We start from the raw sequence: 15,394 nt of genomic DNA, 5'->3' as shown, positions 1-15,394 counted from the left end.
TCGGCAGGCTGAAGGGCCGGGCCCCGGGAAACCGGGGCCCGGCCCTTTGCCGTGCCCGCCGTGCGCCAGCTGCCACCCACTTCGCGGGGATGCGCAAAGGCCCGGCACCCGAGAGGGGTGCCGGGCCTTTCCTTCGGGCTCGTTACGCCTTGCGGAGGCGGAACGTGAGGCCGAGGGGCTCGTCCGTGAAGGGGCTGCCGTACGTGGCGTCCGCCTCGCCCTCCGCGTGGTCCGTCGCCAGGACCTCGTCCGCGATGAGGCCCGCGTGCGCCCGCAGGGCCTCCGCGGTCTCCGCGGAGTCCGCCTGCCAGCGGAGCGCGATGCGGTCCGCGACGTCCAGGCCGCTGTTCTTGCGGGCCTCCTGGATCAGCCGGATCGCGTCACGGGCCAGGCCCGCCTTGCGGAGCTCCGGGGTGATCTCCAGGTCGAGGGCGACCGTCGCGCCCGCGTCCGAGGCGACCGACCAGCCCTCACGGGGGGTCTCCGTGATGATGATCTCCTCGGGGGTGACCGTGATCTCCTCGCCGTTCACCGTGAGGGTCGCCTCGCCGGAGCGCAGCGCCAGCGACAGCGCCGCCGCGTCCGCGGCCGCCACCGCCTTCGCCACGTCCTGCACGCCCTTGCCGAAGCGCTTGCCCAGGGCGCGGAAGTTCGCCTTCGCCGTCGTGTCGACCAGCGAGCCGCCCACCTCCGAAAGGGACGCCAGGGACGAGACGTTCAGCTCCTCCGTGATCTGGGCCTGGAGCTCGGGGGAGAGGGCCGCGAAGCCCGTCGCCGCGACCAGCGCGCGGGACAGCGGCTGGCGAGTCTTCACGCCCGACTCCGCGCGCGTCGCCCGGCCGAGCTCCACCAGCCGGCGGACCAGCAGCATCTGCTCCGAGAGCGTCTTGTCGACGGCCGCCGCGTCCACCTCGGGCCAGGTGGCCAGGTGGACGGACTCGGGGGCGTCCGGCGACACCGGCACCACCAGGTCCTGCCAGACCCGCTCGGTGATGAACGGGGTCAGCGGGGCCATCAGGCGGGTGACGGTCTCCACCACGTCGTGCAGGGTGCGCAGGGCCGCCTTGTCGCCCTGCCAGAAGCGGCGGCGGGAGCGGCGCACGTACCAGTTGGAGAGGTCGTCGACGAAGGCGGAGATCAGCTTGCCGGTGCGCTGGGTGTCGTACGACTCCATCGCCTCGGTCGTCTCGGCGACCAGCGTGTTCAGCTCGGAGAGCAGCCACTTGTCGAGGACCGGGCGGTCGGCCGGGGCCGGGTCCGCGGCCGAGGGGGCCCAGCCGGACGTGCGGGCGTACAGCGCCTGGAAGGCGACCGTGTTCCAGTACGTCAGGAGGGTCTTGCGGACGACCTCCTGGATCGTGCCGTGGCCCACCCGGCGCGCCGCCCACGGGGAGCCGCCGGCCGCCATGAACCAGCGGACCGCGTCGGCGCCGTGCTGGTCCATCAGCGGGATCGGCTGGAGGATGTTCCCCAGGTGCTTGGACATCTTGCGGCCGTCCTCGGCGAGGATGTGGCCGAGGCAGACCACGTTCTCGTAGGACGACTTGTCGAAGACCAGCGTGCCGACGGCCATCAGCGTGTAGAACCAGCCGCGCGTCTGGTCGATGGCCTCGGAGATGAACTGCGCCGGGTAGCGGGACTCGAACAGTTCCTTGTTCTCGTACGGGTAGCCGTACTGCGCGAACGGCATCGAACCCGAGTCGTACCAGGCGTCGATGACCTCGGGGACGCGCGTCGCCGTCTTCGCGCAGGAGGGGCAGTCGAAGGTCACCGCGTCGATGTACGGGCGGTGCGGGTCGAGCTCCGACTGGTCGGTGCCGGTCAGCTCGGTGAGCTCGGCGCGCGAGCCCACGCAGGTCAGGTGGCCGTCCTCGCAGCGCCAGATCGGCAGCGGGGTGCCCCAGTAGCGGTTCCGGGAGAGGGCCCAGTCGACGTTGTTGGTGAGCCAGTCGCCGAAGCGGCCGTGCTTGACCGACTCGGGGAACCAGTTCGTCCGCTCGTTCTCCGCGAGGAGGCGGTCCTTGACCGCGGTCGTGCGGATGTACCAGGACGGCTGCGCGTAGTACAGCAGCGCCGTGTGGCAGCGCCAGCAGTGCGGGTAGCTGTGCTCGTACGCGATGTGCCGGAACAGCAGCCCGCGCGCGTCCAGGTCGGCGGTGAGCGCCTCGTCGGCCTTCTTGAAGAAGACGCCGCCGACCAGCGGCACGTCCTGCTCGAAGGTGCCGTCGGGGCGGACGGGGTTCACGACCGGCAGGCCGTACGCCTTGCAGACCTTGAGGTCGTCCTCACCGAAGGCGGGGGACTGGTGGACCAGACCCGTGCCGTCCTCGGTCGTCACGTACTCGGCGTTGACGACGTAGTGCGCCTCGGCCGGGAACTCCACAAGCTCGAAGGGACGCTGGTAGGTCCAGCGCTCCATCTCCGCGCCCGTGAACGACTCGCCCGTGGTGACCCAGCCCTCGCCCAGCGCCTTCTCGACCAGCGGCTGGGCGACGACGACCCGCTCGTCGCCGTCGGTGGCGACCACGTAGGTGACCTCGGGGTGGGCGGCGACCGCCGTGTTGGACACCAGGGTCCACGGGGTCGTCGTCCAGACCAGGAGCGCCGCCTTGCCGGCCAGCGGGCCGGAGGTCAGAGGGAAGCGGACGTACACGGAGGGGTCGACGACCGTCTCGTAGCCCTGGGCCAGCTCGTGGTCGGAGAGACCGGTGCCGCAGCGTGGGCACCAGGGGGCGACCCGGTGGTCCTGGACGAGGAGGTCCTTGTCGAAGATCTGCTTCAGGGACCACCAGACCGACTCGATGTACGAGGGGTCCATGGTCCGGTACGCGTCGTCCAGGTCGACCCAGTAGCCCATGCGGGTCGTCAGCTCGGCGAACGCGTCGGTGTGCCGGGTCACGGACTCGCGGCACTTGTCGTTGAACGCGGCGATGCCGTATTCCTCGATGTCCTTCTTGCCGGAGAAGCCGAGCTCCTTCTCGACGGCGAGCTCGACCGGCAGGCCGTGGCAGTCCCAGCCGGCCTTGCGGGCCACGTGGTAGCCGCGCATGGTCCGGAAGCGGGGGAAGACGTCCTTGAAGACGCGGGCTTCGATGTGGTGCGCGCCGGGCATGCCGTTGGCGGTGGGCGGGCCCTCGTAGAACACCCACTCGGGGCGTCCCTCGGACTGCTCGAGGGTCTTGGCGAAGACCTTGTTCTCGCGCCAGAAATCGAGCACGGCGTGCTCCATCTCGGGCAGGTCGACCTGGGCGGGTACCTGGCGGTACTGCGGCGGTGTCATCGAGTTCCTCCGGCGGACTGTCGTCGTTCCGTCGGAGGGACGAGAGCGCTGCTCCCGCGGTACCACCCTCCTTGGCCCGGGGCGCGCACGCCCTGAGCCCCCTCATTGGGGTCGCGACGCCGGGTCTAGTCACCGCGCTGTCCTGCGGCTTTCTTCCGACGGCTCCGGGGTGATGCTTCACATCGGGCTCGCCCCCGGGCTCTCACCGTCCCCGGGTCGCTCATGGCTGCGTACGACGCTACTCGTCCCCATCCAAGCCTTTCGCTGTGGCCAGTGTACGGGGCCCGGCCGGGGGCGGCAGACCGGTTTTCCCGTGACCCGAATGGCCATACGGGGCGGTCCGGAGTTGGCGTACGGCCATGTGGGGGAGGGGCGGGACGGATTACCCGGCGGGGAGCTGGGGCACAACCGAGGCAGGCCCGCCCCGAGGGGCGCGGGGGCGGGCGGGTACGGCGGCGTGCCCCGTTGCCGCGGGCCCTGGGCCGATTTATCGTCCCAGCACGATTCGCGAGCAAGATCACAAAATGTGAAGGGGCCGCGACATGGTGGCGAAGAAGACCGCCGCGAAGAAGCCCTCGGCCGCCGGTTCCACCGGTTCGGCGGAGGGCGCCAAGGACGTGGCCGGGAAGAAGACGACGGTCGCGGAGCCGCCGACGGCCGCCGGGAGAGCGCCCGCGCGGAAGACGGTCGCGAAGAAGTCGGCCGCCAAGAAGACCACCGCCAAGAAGACGGCGGCCGGGAAGGCCGTCGCCAAGAAGGCCCCCGCGAAGAAGGCGGTCGCCGGCGGACCGGTCGACGGGACGGCCCTCGACGGCGCCGTCGCCGAGGAGGAGGCGGCCCCCGGGGCCGCCGCCAGGAAGACGCCCGCCAAGAAGGCGACGGCGAAGAAGACGGCGGCCGGGAAGGCGCCCGTCGCGAAGAAGCAGACAGGAGCCAGGACGGTGGCAGCGAAGAAGACCGCGGGAGGCGTCACGACCGCCGGGGACGAGGCCGCCGTACCGCCGGCCCGCACCGGCGAGCTCGCGGTGCGCCCTGGCGAGGACCCCTGGACCCCGGCGGAGGTCACCGAGGCCCGCACCGTGCTCCAGTCCGAGGTGCTGCGGCTGCGCAGCGAGCTCGCGCACTCCCAGGAGGAGCTCACCGGCCTCATGCGGGACTCGGGCGACGGCGCGGGCGACGACCAGGCCGACACCGGCACCAAGAACATCACCCGCGAGCACGAGCTCGCCCTGGCCGCCAACGCCCGGGAGATGCTGGAGCAGACCGAGCACGCCCTGGAACGGCTCGACGCGGGCACGTACGGCCTCTGCGAGGTGTGCGGGAAGCCGATCGGCAAGGCGAGGATGCAGGCCTTCCCCCGGGCCACCCTCTGCGTCGAGGACAAGCAGCGGCAGGAGCGGCGCGGCTGACCGCCGGGGACGCCGCACCGGCGCGGGCCCGCACCGTCCGGGGGCGGCGCGGCAGACGATCTGGCTGCCGGTCTCGTACGCCTGTGCCGTACCCTCGGTGCACGGTCAGGCATCGAGGTCGAGGGACTCACTCACGTGGCAGAGGCGGAGCGCATCATCGGTACGCCGGATTCAGCAGGGGCCGAGGAGCCGGCCGCCTCCGACGAGACGGTGGCCGCCGACGGGACGGCCACGCCCGCCGACGGGACGGCCGCTCCCGAGGAGCGGCCCCGGGGCAGGCGCAGGATCGTCGCCCTCTTCGTCGTGGCCGTCCTCGCCTACCTGCTCGACCTGGGCAGCAAGATGCTGGTGGTCGCGAAGCTGGAGGGCCACGAGCCGATCCAGGTGATCGGCGACCTGCTGCGCTTCGACGCCATCCGGAACCCGGGCGCCGCGTTCGGCATGGGCGAGGCCTTCACGATCATCTTCACCTGCATCGCCGCCGCCGTGATCGTCGTGATCATCCGGCTGGCGCGGAAGCTGTACAGCCTGCCCTGGGCGATCGCGCTCGGGCTGCTGCTCGGCGGTGCGCTGGGCAACCTCACGGACCGGATCTTCCGCTCGCCCGGCGTCTTCGAGGGCGCGGTCGTCGACTTCATCGCCCCCGCGCACTTCGCCGTCTTCAACCTCGCCGACTCGGCGATCGTCTGCGGCGGCATCCTCATCGTGATCCTGTCGTTCCGGGGCCTTGACCCCGACGGCACCGTCCACAAGGACTGAGTCCGGAACCGTGCGGAAGACAGAGTGTCTTCCGCACAAGGCATACTCGACGAGTGAGTACGAGTCCCGAGATCCGCACGCTGCCCGTTCCCGATGGCCTGGAGGGCGAGCGCGTCGACGCCGCCATCGCCCGTATGTTCGGGTTCTCCCGTACGAAGGCGGCCGAGCTGGCCGCCGCAGGGAAGGTCCAGGTCGACGGCTCCGTCGTCGGCAAGTCCGAGCGGGTCAGCGGCGGCGCGTGGCTCGAGGTCGAGATGCCGGGCGCGGCCGCTCCGGTGCAGATCGTCGCCGAGCCCGTCGAGGGCATGGAGATCGTCCACGACGACGACGACATCGTGGTGATCATGAAGCCGATCGGCGTGGCCGCGCACCCCAGCCCCGGCTGGACCGGCACCACGGTCATCGGCGGCCTCGCCGCCGCCGGGTACCGCATCTCCACCTCCGGCGCCGCCGAGCGCCAGGGCATCGTGCACCGCCTCGACGTCGGCACCTCCGGTCTGATGGTGGTCGCCAAGTCGGAGTACGCGTACACCTCGCTCAAGCGCCAGTTCAAGGAGCGCACGGTCGACAAGCGCTACCACGCGCTGGTGCAGGGGCACCCGGACCCGATGAGCGGCACCATCGACGCCCCCATCGGCCGGCACCCGAACCACGACTACAAGTGGGCGGTCACCGCCGACGGCAAGCCGTCCGTCACGCACTACGACCTCATCGAGGCGTACCGCTCGGCGTCGCTGCTCGACATCAAGCTGGAGACGGGCCGCACCCACCAGATCCGGGTGCACATGTCCGCCCACCGCCACCCCTGCGTCGGCGACCTCACCTACGGCGCCGACCCGACCATCGCCAAGCGCCTCGGCCTGACCCGGCAGTGGCTGCACGCCGTCCGGCTCGGCTTCGAGCACCCCGGCGACGGTTCGTGGGTCGAGTTCGCCAGCACCTACCCCGAGGACCTGCAGAAGGCCCTGGACCGCATCGCGGCGGAGAGCCAGTGAGCGCCGCGTACCGCGTCCGCGAGGCGGTCGGCCCGGCGGACCGGGAGGCCTGCTTCGCGGTCCGCCGTGAGGTCTTCGTGGTGGAGCAGGGCGTTCCGCAGGAGCTGGAGTACGACGCGTACGACGAGACCGCCGTGCACGTCCTCGCCGTGCGCGAGGACGGGCTGCCGCTGGGCACCGGCCGACTGCTGTTCGGCGCGGACGCGCTCGGCAAGACCGGCGCCGACGCCTCCGTCGGCTCGCTCGGCCGGCTCGCGGTCTCCGAGGCCGCGCGCGGCCTCGGGGTCGGCGCCGCGCTCGTGCGGGGCATCGAGGACGTGGCGCGCGAGCGCGGTCTGAGCGCCGTCGACCTGCACGCGCAGACCCATGCGCTCGGCTTCTACGAGCGGCTCGGCTACGAGGCGTACGGCCCCGAGTTCCCGGACGCGGGCATGCCGCACCGGGCCATGCGGCGCTCGCTCTAGGCCCCGGTCACCGATAAAACGGACATACGTGGCAGGGTGTGGCCGTGGATCAATTGGCCCTGTTGTTCTTGCTGCTGCTCGGCGCCCTGCTCACCGTCCCCCTCGGTGAGCGGCTGGGACTGCCCGCGCCGGTCCTGATGACCCTCGTCGGGATCGCGCTGGCCTTCCTGCCCTTCGTGCCGAACGTCGAGATCCCGCCGGAGCTCATCCTCCCGCTGGTGCTGCCGCCCCTCCTGTACGCCTCGGTGCAGCGCACCTCCTGGCGGCAGTTCGCGGCCAACAGACGGCCCATCTTCCTGCTCGCGGTCGCCCTGGTGTTCGTCACCACGGCCGCCGTCGGCGCGGTCGCGAACGCCCTGGTGCCCGGGCTGCCGCTGGCCGCCGCGATCGCGCTCGGCGCGCTCGTCGCGCCGCCGGACCCGGTCGCGGCGACCGCGGTGGCCGGCTCGCTCGGGCTGCCCCGGCGGCTGGTGTCGATCCTGGAGGGCGAGGGGCTCTTCAACGACGTCACCGCCATCGTGCTGTACCACGTGGCCATCAGCGCCGCCGTCAGCGGTTCCTTCTCCTGGCCCGACGCGCTCGGCGAGTTCGTCCTCTCCGCGGTGGTCGCGGTGGCGGTCGGTCTGGCGCTCGGCTGGCTCTCCAACAAGCTCATCGGGCTGCTCGGCGACGCCACCCTGCAGACCGGGCTCACCCTCCTCGTGCCCTTCGTGAGTTACGTCCTCGCCGAGGAGCTGCACGGTTCCGGCGTCCTCTCCGTCCTGGTGACGGCCCTCTTCCTCGCCGAGCACGCGACGGACGCCGACGACGTCATGGGGCGGCTCGCCGGACAGACCTTCTGGCAGGTCGTCGACACCCTCGTCACCGGCATCGCGTTCGGCCTGATCGGCCTCGAACTCGTCCATGTCTTCGGGGTCGCGGAGGGTCGCGGCGGGGAGATGCTCGGCTGGGGCGCCGCCGTGGTCGGGGTGGTCGTCGGTGTCCGGCTGCTCTGGCTGCTTCCGGCCACCTGGCTGGCGAAGCGGCTGCACACCCGCAGGGACGTCGACGAGGAGATCCCGACGAGCTGGCGGGAGACCATCGTCATGTGGTGGGCGGGGATGCGCGGGGTGGCCTCGGTGGCGCTCGCGCTCGCCATCCCGCTGCGCACCGACGACGGCTCGCCGTTCCCCGGCCGCGACGAGATCGTCTTCATCGCCTTCTGCGTGATCATCGCCACGCTCGTCTTCCAGGGGCTCACGCTGCCCTGGCTGGTCCGGCGGCTCGGCGTGCGGGCCGACGCGGACGCGGAGCGGGTCCTGGAGCGCGACCTCGCGATCCGGGCCGCGAGGGCCGCCAAGCGCAGGCTCAAGGAGATCGAGGAGGTCGAGGAGCTGCCCGAGGAGGTCCAGGAGCGGCTGCTGCGCGGGGCGTACGACATCGGGGCGCGGATCAGTCCCGACATGGTCGACGAGGAGCGGAGGGCCGCGTTCATGGAGCGGACGCAGCGCTTCAAGTCGGTGCAGCGGATCCAGCGGGAGCTGATGTCGGCCGCCCGGCACGAGGTGCTCGCGGCGCGCAGCGAGCCGGGCGCCGACCCGGAGGTGGTGGACCGGGTGCTGCGCCAGCTGGACGTGCGCAGCATGCGGTGATTCCGGTGCCCCGCGGGCCGGGTGGCAGGATGGGACGCATGGACATCATGCTCTTCCACTCGGCCTACGGGCTGACCCCTTCCGTCGAGGCCGCCGCCGAGCGGCTCCGCGCCGCCGGGCACAAGGTCTGGACCCCGGACCTCTACGGGGGCCGGACGGTCGGGACCGTCGAGGAGGGCGTGGCGCTGCGGGACGAGATCGGCAAGGACGAGCTGCTGAAGCGGGCGGTGCTGGCCGCCGCGCCCTACTCCGAGCGCGGCCTGGTCTACATGGGCCTCTCGCTGGGGGCGTCGATCGCGCAGACCCTGGCGCTCGGGGACGAGAAGGCGCGCGGGCTGCTGCTGTTCCACGGCACCTCGGACCTCGCGGAGTCGGCCTCGGTGGACGAGCTGCCCGTGCAGCTGCACGTGGCCGATCCCGATCCGTTCGAGACGCACGACTGGCTGTCCTCCTGGTACCTGCAGATGCGCAGGGCCGGGGCGGACGTGGAGATCTACCGGTACCCGGGCGCCGGGCACGTGTACACCGACCCGGAGCTGCCCGACTGGGACGAGGAGTCGGCGGAGCGGACCTGGTCGGTGGCGCTCGCCTTCCTGGACAGCCTGTAGGACCGTGCCGAACGGGTGTGGCCCCCGGGGGAGTTCCCCCGGGGGCCACACGCGCGTGGGGCCGGATCAGGCGCGGTACGCCGTCCAGTACTCGTTCATCCGGGTCACCTGGCCCGAGGTGAACTGGTACATGCAGGCGTCGTAGGTGTAGTCCATGAAGTTGTGGATCGGGTCCACGCCGGTCTTGTTGGTGCAGGAGTCACGGCCGGTGGGGCACTCGTACGCCGGGCTCTTCTCGGCCGGGGTGTCGGCGACGCCGTCACCGCTGCCGCTGCAGCCGCCCTGGAACGTGTGGTAGAGGCCCATCCAGTGGCCGACCTCGTGGGTGGCGGTGTCGCCCTGGTTGTAGTTGGCCGCGGAGCCGCCCGGCAGGGAGGCGTCGAGGACCACGACGCCGTCCATCTGCGGGTTCGAGGCGTACGAGGACGGGAAGGTCGCCCAGCCGAGGAGGCCGCCGCCGAGGTTGGCGGTGTAGAAGTTCAGCGCGCCGGCGCCGCCCTTGCGGAGGGTCTGCTTCATCTGCTTCTCGGCGGTGGAGCCGGAGGAGAGGTTGTACCAGCTGGCGTTGTCCGTGTAGTCGGTACCGGCCAGGGTGAACTGGAAGTTGGAGTTCACATTGCCGGTGCCCTGGCCCGCGTAGGCCGCGTTCAGGACGTTCATCTGGCTGGTGATCGCGCTCGCGGAGAGCTTGCCCGTCGTTCCGGAGTGGATGACGTGGAAGTAGACGGGGATGTTCACCACCGCGGCGGCTCTGCCGGCGGAGGCGCTGAGACGGCCCTCGGAACGGGCGGCGGACAGCTTCTTCTTGAAATCGGCGTCCATGGCCGCGGCCTTGGCGGCCGTGACCTCGTTGGGCTCGGCGGCGTGGTTCGCGGCGCCGCGCGCCTTGCGGGCGCCGGAGAGGGCGCCGGCGTCGTCGGCGCACTCCTCGGCGGAGGCGCCGGCCAGGGTGGTGGTGCCGCTCGCCACCGGGGCGGAGAGCGGGGCAAGGGCCAGGGTTCCGGCCATGACGGCCGTACCGAGCATCCGACGTGACATACGCGGGGATATGCGGACAAGAGCACGCATGGTGACTCCTCGTGGGGGGGTGGGGGGAGGAACTTCCTCCGCCACGCCGGGGAGATTACGCGTCCATGTCAGACACTGTTGAGGAGTGATCAGGCCCAATCATTCATGGGTCAATTCGGGGCATCGGGAAGAAAATCTTGCGCGTCTTCCGGAGTTTGAGACGTCGACGTAACAGGCGAGGTGACGGAGGCGGGTGGTGTGTCCGGATTCGATCTCCGAAATCAGCCACCCGCCGTGACGATGTGATCTCCCGTTAACAGAAGAGATCATGGCTGAAAATCGTCGTTGAGGGGCCGTCAGGGGAACATCAGTGGACGGGCTGGTACACCCGCTCGACACGCTGCGTTCCGCTGAGCGTCCGGTACGAGCGCGCCCACGCCGTCGTCGCGCCCGGGTCCGCCTTGTCGGAGACCGTGTAGTAGTCCATCTGCGAGCGCTCGGCGGTCACGTCCAGGACGCCGTAGCCGTGGTGGTCCATGTCCACCCACTTCACGTGCCGGTTGGCGGCCTTGACCGCGCCCGCGGCCACCACCGAGAGCGTCCCCGGCGCCACGTGCAGCAGGTCGTCCAGGTTGTCCGAGGTCACCGAGGTGACCACGAACTCGGTCGCGGCGGACGCCGAGAAGGGGTACGTCGCCGCCTTCACCGGTACGTCGTTGGCCCAGGCCATGTGGATGTCACCGGTCAGGAAGACCGTGTTGCGGATCGCCCGCGAGGTCAGGTGCCCGAGCAGCTCCTTGCGGTCGTCCGTGTAGCCGTCCCACTGGTCGACGTTGACCGCGAGCCCCTCCTTCGGCAGGCCCATCAGCTCGGCGATCGGCTCCAGGAGGTGGGCGGGCAGCGCGCCGAAGGCGACCGGCGAGATCATCACCGAGGTGCCGACCAGCTGCCAGGTCGCGTCCGAGCCGGCCAGACCGGACTTCAGCCAGTCGAGCTGGGCGCGCCCGGTGATGCTCCGCTCCGGGTCGTCGACCGAGCCGCTGCCCGTCTTCGCCGGGGCGGAACGGAAGGAACGCAGGTCGAGCAGGTGCAGATCGGCCAGCTTGCCGAAGCGCAGCCGGCGGAAGACCGTGCCCTCCGTGGAGGTGCGGACCGGCATCCACTCGAAGTACGCCTGCTTGGCGGCGGCGACCCGGGCCGCCCAGTCGCCCTCGGCGCCGGGGGTGTGGTTCTCGGCCCCGCCCGTCCAGGCGTCGTTGGCGAACTCGTGGTCGTCCCAGATGGCGACGAACGGGTGGGCCGCGTGCAGCGCCTGGAGGTCGGGATCCGTCTTGTAGTGGCCGTGCCGGGTGCGGTAATCGGCCAGGGAGACGATCTCGTGGCGCGGCTCGTGCTGCCGGACGGTGTACTCGGCCGCCGGGTAGGTGCCGCTGCCGTACTCGTACACGTAGTCGCCGAGGTGCAGGATCGCGTCCAGGTCGGCGCGGGCGGCGAGATGGCGGTACGCGGCGAAGTGGCCGGCCTCCCAGTTGGCGCAGGAGACCACGCCGAAGCGCACGCCGGGCGCCGTGGCGTCGGCGGCCGGGGCGGTGCGGGTGTGCGCGGCGGGGGAGACGGCGGAGCCCGCGGTGAAGCGGAACCAGTAGGAGGTGGCCGGGCGCAGGCCGCGGACGTCGGCCTTGACCGTGTGGTCGGAGCCGGCGCTCGCCGTGGTCGTGCCGGAGGCGACGACCCGGCCGAAGGAGCGGTCCTCGGCGAGCTCCCAGTCGACCTGGACGTCGGGGCCGAGGCCGGAGCCGGGCACGGCCTCGGGGGTGGGGGTGACGCGCGTCCAGAGCAGGACGCCGTCGGGCAGCGGGTCGCCGGAGGCGACGCCGTGGAGGAACGCGGGCGCCCCGGAGCCGGCGTGGGCCGTGGAGGCCGCGCCGAGGAGGGCGGGCGCGGTGACGGCGGTGACGGCGGCGGCCTTGACGACCGTGCGCCGCGTGGGGGCGGAGGATATGAAACGACTGGTCACGGGCAGTCAGATTACTGACGGGTACGCCCGTTGGGCAGGCTATTTCCGGAAGTTCGCCGAGTCGTCGCCCCCACGTCGCCCGGCCCCCGTACCCCCGTGGAGGGGGGGCGCGGGGGCCGGGCGAAGGGCGGGCGGCCGTCAGCCCTTGAGGGCCGCGTCGATCGCCGTGGTGAACTCGGCCGCGGTCATCGGCGGGTTGTCGGAGCCCGCCGTCGTGACCTTCTTGCCGTCCATCTTCAGCGTCGGGGTGCCCGTCACGCCGCTGTCGTCGAAGGCCTTGGACATCTTCATGGCCCAGGCGTCGAACGTGCCGTCCTCGACGTTCTTCTTGAACTCGGCGTTGCCCTTGAGGGCCGGCACCGAGTCGGCCACCTTCAGGAGGTAGGAGTCCTCGGCGAACTTGTCGTCGTTCTCCTCGGGGTGGAACTCCGCCGAGTAGAGCGCCGACTTGTACTTCAGGAAGGCCTCGGGGCTCACGTTCAGCGCGGCGCCGAGCGCCGAGAGGGCGTTCTTCGAACCCTCGCCCGGAGCGCCGTTGTCGATGAAGGTGGCGCCGATGTACTTGATCTTGTACTTGCCGGCCTCGACGTCCTTCTCGACCGTGGCGCCCACGGACTGCTCGAAGGTCGCGCAGACCGGGCAGCGGGAGTCCTCGTACAGCTCCAGGGTCTTCTTCGCGGACGCCTTGCCCACCACGACGGTCGTGCCGTTCGTGCCCGTGGTGTTCTTCGGGGCCGTCACGGTCGTCGCCTTGCCCGCCTCCTCCCACTGGGAGGGCTTGTTCGACTGCACCACGGCGTAGCCGATGCCGCCGGCGGCGGCCAGCACGGCCACGGCCGAGACGCCGACGACGAGCTGCCGGCGCGCCCGGTCCTTCTTCGCCTGGCGCTCCCGCTCGACGCGGAGCCGCTCGCGGGCGGCGGCCTTGTTGGCCTGGGTGTTGCGTGCGCTCATGATCGTGATCTCCGTGAGGGTGAGAAAGAGAAAGGGGGACTGCGTGCCTGGAGGCCTGCGCCGCTCAGACGAGAGCGAGGCCGGGGCACGGAGGTCCCCGCCGTCCCACGGAGTGCGTGAGGAGCCGGGTGCGGGAGGGCCGCGGCCCTCCCGCCGGGCGTCCGGCGCGGCGCGGCGCCGGACCACCGGTACGGAAGAACGCCGCCATGAGCAGCAGCGGACGGAACGCGAACGCGGCCACCGCGCCGAGCAGACGGGCGAGCGCCCGCTCCCCACCGCGCAGCCAGACCGCCGCCGACAGGCCCACGCCCACGTGGGCCAGGAGCAGCAGCCACGGCAGCGCCGGGTCGGGGGAGTCGAGCAGGGCGACCGCGGCACCGCTCTCGGGGGCCGCGACACCGGGCAGCGGGCCGCCCACGGCGCCGCCGCAGAACACCTCCACGCCCACCGCGCGCAGCGAACCGGCGACCGGCCCGCCGGCGGCGCCGTAACAGACCGCCTGACCGCTGGTGAAGAGCGTGTCCGCCGCCAGCTCCAGCGGGACGAGAAGCCCGGCGATCGGGCCGAGACCCCGCTCCCGGCCCGCCAGGGCGTACGCCACGGCGAAGACGCCGACCGCGACCGGGACGACCGTCCCGAGCGGCAGCGGCACGCGCGAGAGCAGCACGTGGGACGCCACGGACAGCGTCACGACCAGTGCCGTGAAGATCGCCGCCCGCAGCGCCCTCAGCTGCGTCCCTGCCATGTCCATCGTCGTGGAGTGTCCCATGCGGGACCGTAAGACGTCCCTAAAGGCAGTCTGTGAACGGTCCCCGCCGTCCCTACAGCCCCGGGATCCGCCCGTTGCGGAAGAGGTCCACGAAGATCTGGTGGTCGGCCCGGGCCCGCGCCCCGTACGCGTGCGCGAAGTCCACCAGGAGCTCCGCGAAGCCCTCCTCGTCGGCCGCGATCGCCGCGTCGATGGCCCGCTCCGTCGAGAACGGCACCAGCGAGTGCCCGCTGGAGTCGTCCGCCGCCGCGTGCATGGTCGCCGTCGCCCGGCCCAGGTCGGCGACGGTGGCCGCGATGTCCCGCGGGTCGTCGATGTCCGACCAGTCGAGGTCCACCGCGTACGGCGAGACCTCCGCGACCAGCTGCCCGGCGCCGTCGAGCTCCGTCCAGCCGAGCCACGGGTCGGCGTGCGCCTGGAGCGCCCGCTGCGAGATCACGGTGCGGTGTCCCTCGTGCTGGAAGTACTCCCGTACCGCCGCGTCCGTCACATGGCGGGAGACCGCGGGGGTCTGCGCCTGCTTGAGGTAGATCACGACGTCGTTCTCCAGGGCGTCGCTGTTGCCCTCCAGGAGGATGTTGTACGAGGGGAGGCCGGCCGAGCCGATGCCGATCCCGCGCCGCCCGACCACGTCCTTCACGCGGTACGAGTCGGGGCGGGCCAGGCTGGACTCCGGGAGGGTCTCCAGATAGCCGTCGAAGGCCGCGAGGACCTTGTACCGGGCGGCCGCGTCCAGCTCGATGGCGCCGCCGCCGGCGGAGAAGCGGCGCTCGAAGTCGCGGATCTCGGTCATCGAGTCGAGGAGTCCGAAGCGGGTCATGGAGCGGGCGTCGCGCAGCGCGTCGAGCAGCGCGCCCTCGGCGGTGTCCAGCGTGAACGGCGGCAGCTCGTCGGTCTTCGCGCCGGTCGCCAGGGCGTGGATCCGCTCCCGGTAGGAGGCGGCGAAGATCCGGACCAGGTGGGTGATCTGCTCGTCGCTGAGCGCCTTCGCGTAGCCGAGGAGGGCGAGGGAGGCGGCGAGCCGCTTGAGGTCCCAGGTGAAGGGGCCCACGTACGCCTCGTCGAAGTCGTTGACGTTGAAGATCAGGCGGCCGTTGGCGTCCATGTACGTGCCGAAGTTCTCGGCGTGCAGATCGCCGTGGATCCAGACCCGGCCGGTGCGCTCGTCCAGGTAGGGGCCGCTGTGGGCCTCCCGCTCCAGGTCGGAGTAGAAGAGGCAGGCGGTGCCGCGGTAGAAGGCGAAGGCGGAGCCGGCCATCTTCCGGAACTTGACGCGGAAGGCCGCCGGGTCGGCGGCGAGGAGCTCGCCGAAGGCGGTGTCGAAGACGGCGAGGATGTGCTCACCGCGCTCCGTGGCGGTGGGCTGGGGGACCGACATCGAGGTGCCTCCTGGTGCGAAGCCGTGCATAGACAAAAGGGGACAGGTGTTCCTGTCTCCCAACGCGCGACGGTACCCCCGAGTGCCCGGCCGCTGTCAGTCCGGCGACGTAGACTTCGACG

12 protein-coding genes are annotated in these 15,394 nt (G+C 71.6%); 6 read left to right on the top strand and 6 right to left on the bottom strand.

Going from position 1 to position 15,394, the window contains the following annotated elements; genetic code table 11:
• Positions 1-142 precede the first annotated feature (142 nt).
• Entirely contained in the window at positions 143-3,280 is a 3,138-nt protein-coding gene (gene ileS / locus DEJ43_RS08570; protein WP_015032936.1) for an isoleucine--tRNA ligase, read from the bottom strand.
• Positions 3,281-3,822: 542 nt separating this feature from the next.
• Between ileS and DEJ43_RS08560 the strand changes: the two genes are divergently transcribed.
• The 6 genes from DEJ43_RS08560 (at position 3,823) to DEJ43_RS08535 (ending at position 9,146) form a co-directional block, all read left to right on the top strand.
• Positions 3,823-4,689 carry a TraR/DksA family transcriptional regulator gene (locus tag DEJ43_RS08560; protein ID WP_015032935.1) on the top strand — a complete coding sequence of 289 codons (867 nt, stop codon included), beginning with the start codon at positions 3,823-3,825 and terminating at the stop codon, positions 4,687-4,689.
• Between the two features lie 135 nt (positions 4,690-4,824).
• The gene (gene lspA, locus DEJ43_RS08555) at positions 4,825-5,448 is read left to right on the top strand and encodes a signal peptidase II (protein ID WP_015032934.1); all 624 of its coding nucleotides are present in this window, start codon (positions 4,825-4,827) and stop codon (positions 5,446-5,448) included.
• Positions 5,449-5,501: 53 nt separating this feature from the next.
• Positions 5,502-6,443: an RluA family pseudouridine synthase gene (locus DEJ43_RS08550; protein ID WP_015032933.1), complete on the top strand. Its 942-nt coding sequence runs from the start codon at positions 5,502-5,504 to the stop codon at positions 6,441-6,443.
• Positions 6,440-6,907 carry a GNAT family N-acetyltransferase gene (locus tag DEJ43_RS08545; RefSeq protein WP_015032932.1) on the top strand — a complete coding sequence of 156 codons (468 nt, stop codon included), beginning with the start codon at positions 6,440-6,442 and terminating at the stop codon, positions 6,905-6,907. The genes DEJ43_RS08550 and DEJ43_RS08545 overlap by 4 nt, the downstream gene beginning before the upstream one ends.
• Positions 6,908-6,951: 44 nt before the next feature.
• A complete protein-coding gene (locus DEJ43_RS08540; protein ID WP_041663759.1) occupies positions 6,952-8,538 on the top strand; it encodes a Na+/H+ antiporter in 1,587 nt (528 codons plus the stop codon).
• Between the two features lie 38 nt (positions 8,539-8,576).
• Positions 8,577-9,146 (top strand): dienelactone hydrolase family protein, encoded by a 570-nt coding sequence (locus tag DEJ43_RS08535; protein ID WP_041662267.1) that lies wholly within the window; start codon positions 8,577-8,579, stop codon positions 9,144-9,146.
• 66 nt (positions 9,147-9,212) lie between these two features.
• Here DEJ43_RS08535 and DEJ43_RS08530 read toward each other — a convergent pair whose 3' ends face one another.
• From DEJ43_RS08530 to DEJ43_RS08510, 5 genes are all read right to left on the bottom strand, one after another.
• A complete protein-coding gene (locus DEJ43_RS08530; RefSeq protein WP_106433690.1) occupies positions 9,213-10,172 on the bottom strand; it encodes a zinc metalloprotease in 960 nt (319 codons plus the stop codon).
• Positions 10,173-10,521: 349 nt separating this feature from the next.
• Complete coding sequence (locus DEJ43_RS08525; RefSeq protein ID WP_015032927.1) at positions 10,522-12,171, bottom strand: alkaline phosphatase D family protein; 1,650 nt, start codon at positions 12,169-12,171, stop codon at positions 10,522-10,524.
• Between the two features lie 138 nt (positions 12,172-12,309).
• Complete coding sequence (locus tag DEJ43_RS08520; RefSeq protein ID WP_015032926.1) at positions 12,310-13,125, bottom strand: thioredoxin domain-containing protein; 816 nt, start codon at positions 13,123-13,125, stop codon at positions 12,310-12,312.
• Between the two features lie 64 nt (positions 13,126-13,189).
• Positions 13,190-13,876 carry a hypothetical protein gene (locus tag DEJ43_RS08515; RefSeq protein WP_071892411.1) on the bottom strand — a complete coding sequence of 229 codons (687 nt, stop codon included), beginning with the start codon at positions 13,874-13,876 and terminating at the stop codon, positions 13,190-13,192.
• A gap of 70 nt (positions 13,877-13,946) precedes the next feature.
• Positions 13,947-15,272 carry a DUF2252 domain-containing protein gene (locus tag DEJ43_RS08510; RefSeq protein WP_015032924.1) on the bottom strand — a complete coding sequence of 442 codons (1,326 nt, stop codon included), beginning with the start codon at positions 15,270-15,272 and terminating at the stop codon, positions 13,947-13,949.
• Positions 15,273-15,394 lie beyond the last annotated feature (122 nt).

It is taken from the genome of Streptomyces venezuelae ATCC 10712 (assembly GCF_008639165.1).
GTDB lineage: Bacteria > Actinomycetota > Actinomycetes > Streptomycetales > Streptomycetaceae > Streptomyces > Streptomyces venezuelae.
This window is presented reverse-complemented; position numbering and strand designations above follow the sequence as displayed.

Bases quoted from the DNA above. Each gene is read 5' to 3' on its own strand.
- ileS (WP_015032936.1), bottom strand. From the start codon at position 3,280: ATGACACCGCCGCAGTACCGCCAGGTACCCGCCCAGGTCGACCTGCCC.
- DEJ43_RS08560 (WP_015032935.1), top strand. From the start codon at position 3,823: ATGGTGGCGAAGAAGACCGCCGCGAAGAAGCCCTCGGCCGCCGGTTCC.
- DEJ43_RS08535 (WP_041662267.1), top strand. From the start codon at position 8,577: ATGGACATCATGCTCTTCCACTCGGCCTACGGGCTGACCCCTTCCGTC.
- DEJ43_RS08530 (WP_106433690.1), bottom strand. From the start codon at position 10,172: ATGCTCGGTACGGCCGTCATGGCCGGAACCCTGGCCCTTGCCCCGCTC.
- DEJ43_RS08520 (WP_015032926.1), bottom strand. From the start codon at position 13,125: ATGAGCGCACGCAACACCCAGGCCAACAAGGCCGCCGCCCGCGAGCGG.
- DEJ43_RS08515 (WP_071892411.1), bottom strand. From the start codon at position 13,876: ATGGACATGGCAGGGACGCAGCTGAGGGCGCTGCGGGCGGCGATCTTC.
- DEJ43_RS08510 (WP_015032924.1), bottom strand. From the start codon at position 15,272: ATGTCGGTCCCCCAGCCCACCGCCACGGAGCGCGGTGAGCACATCCTC.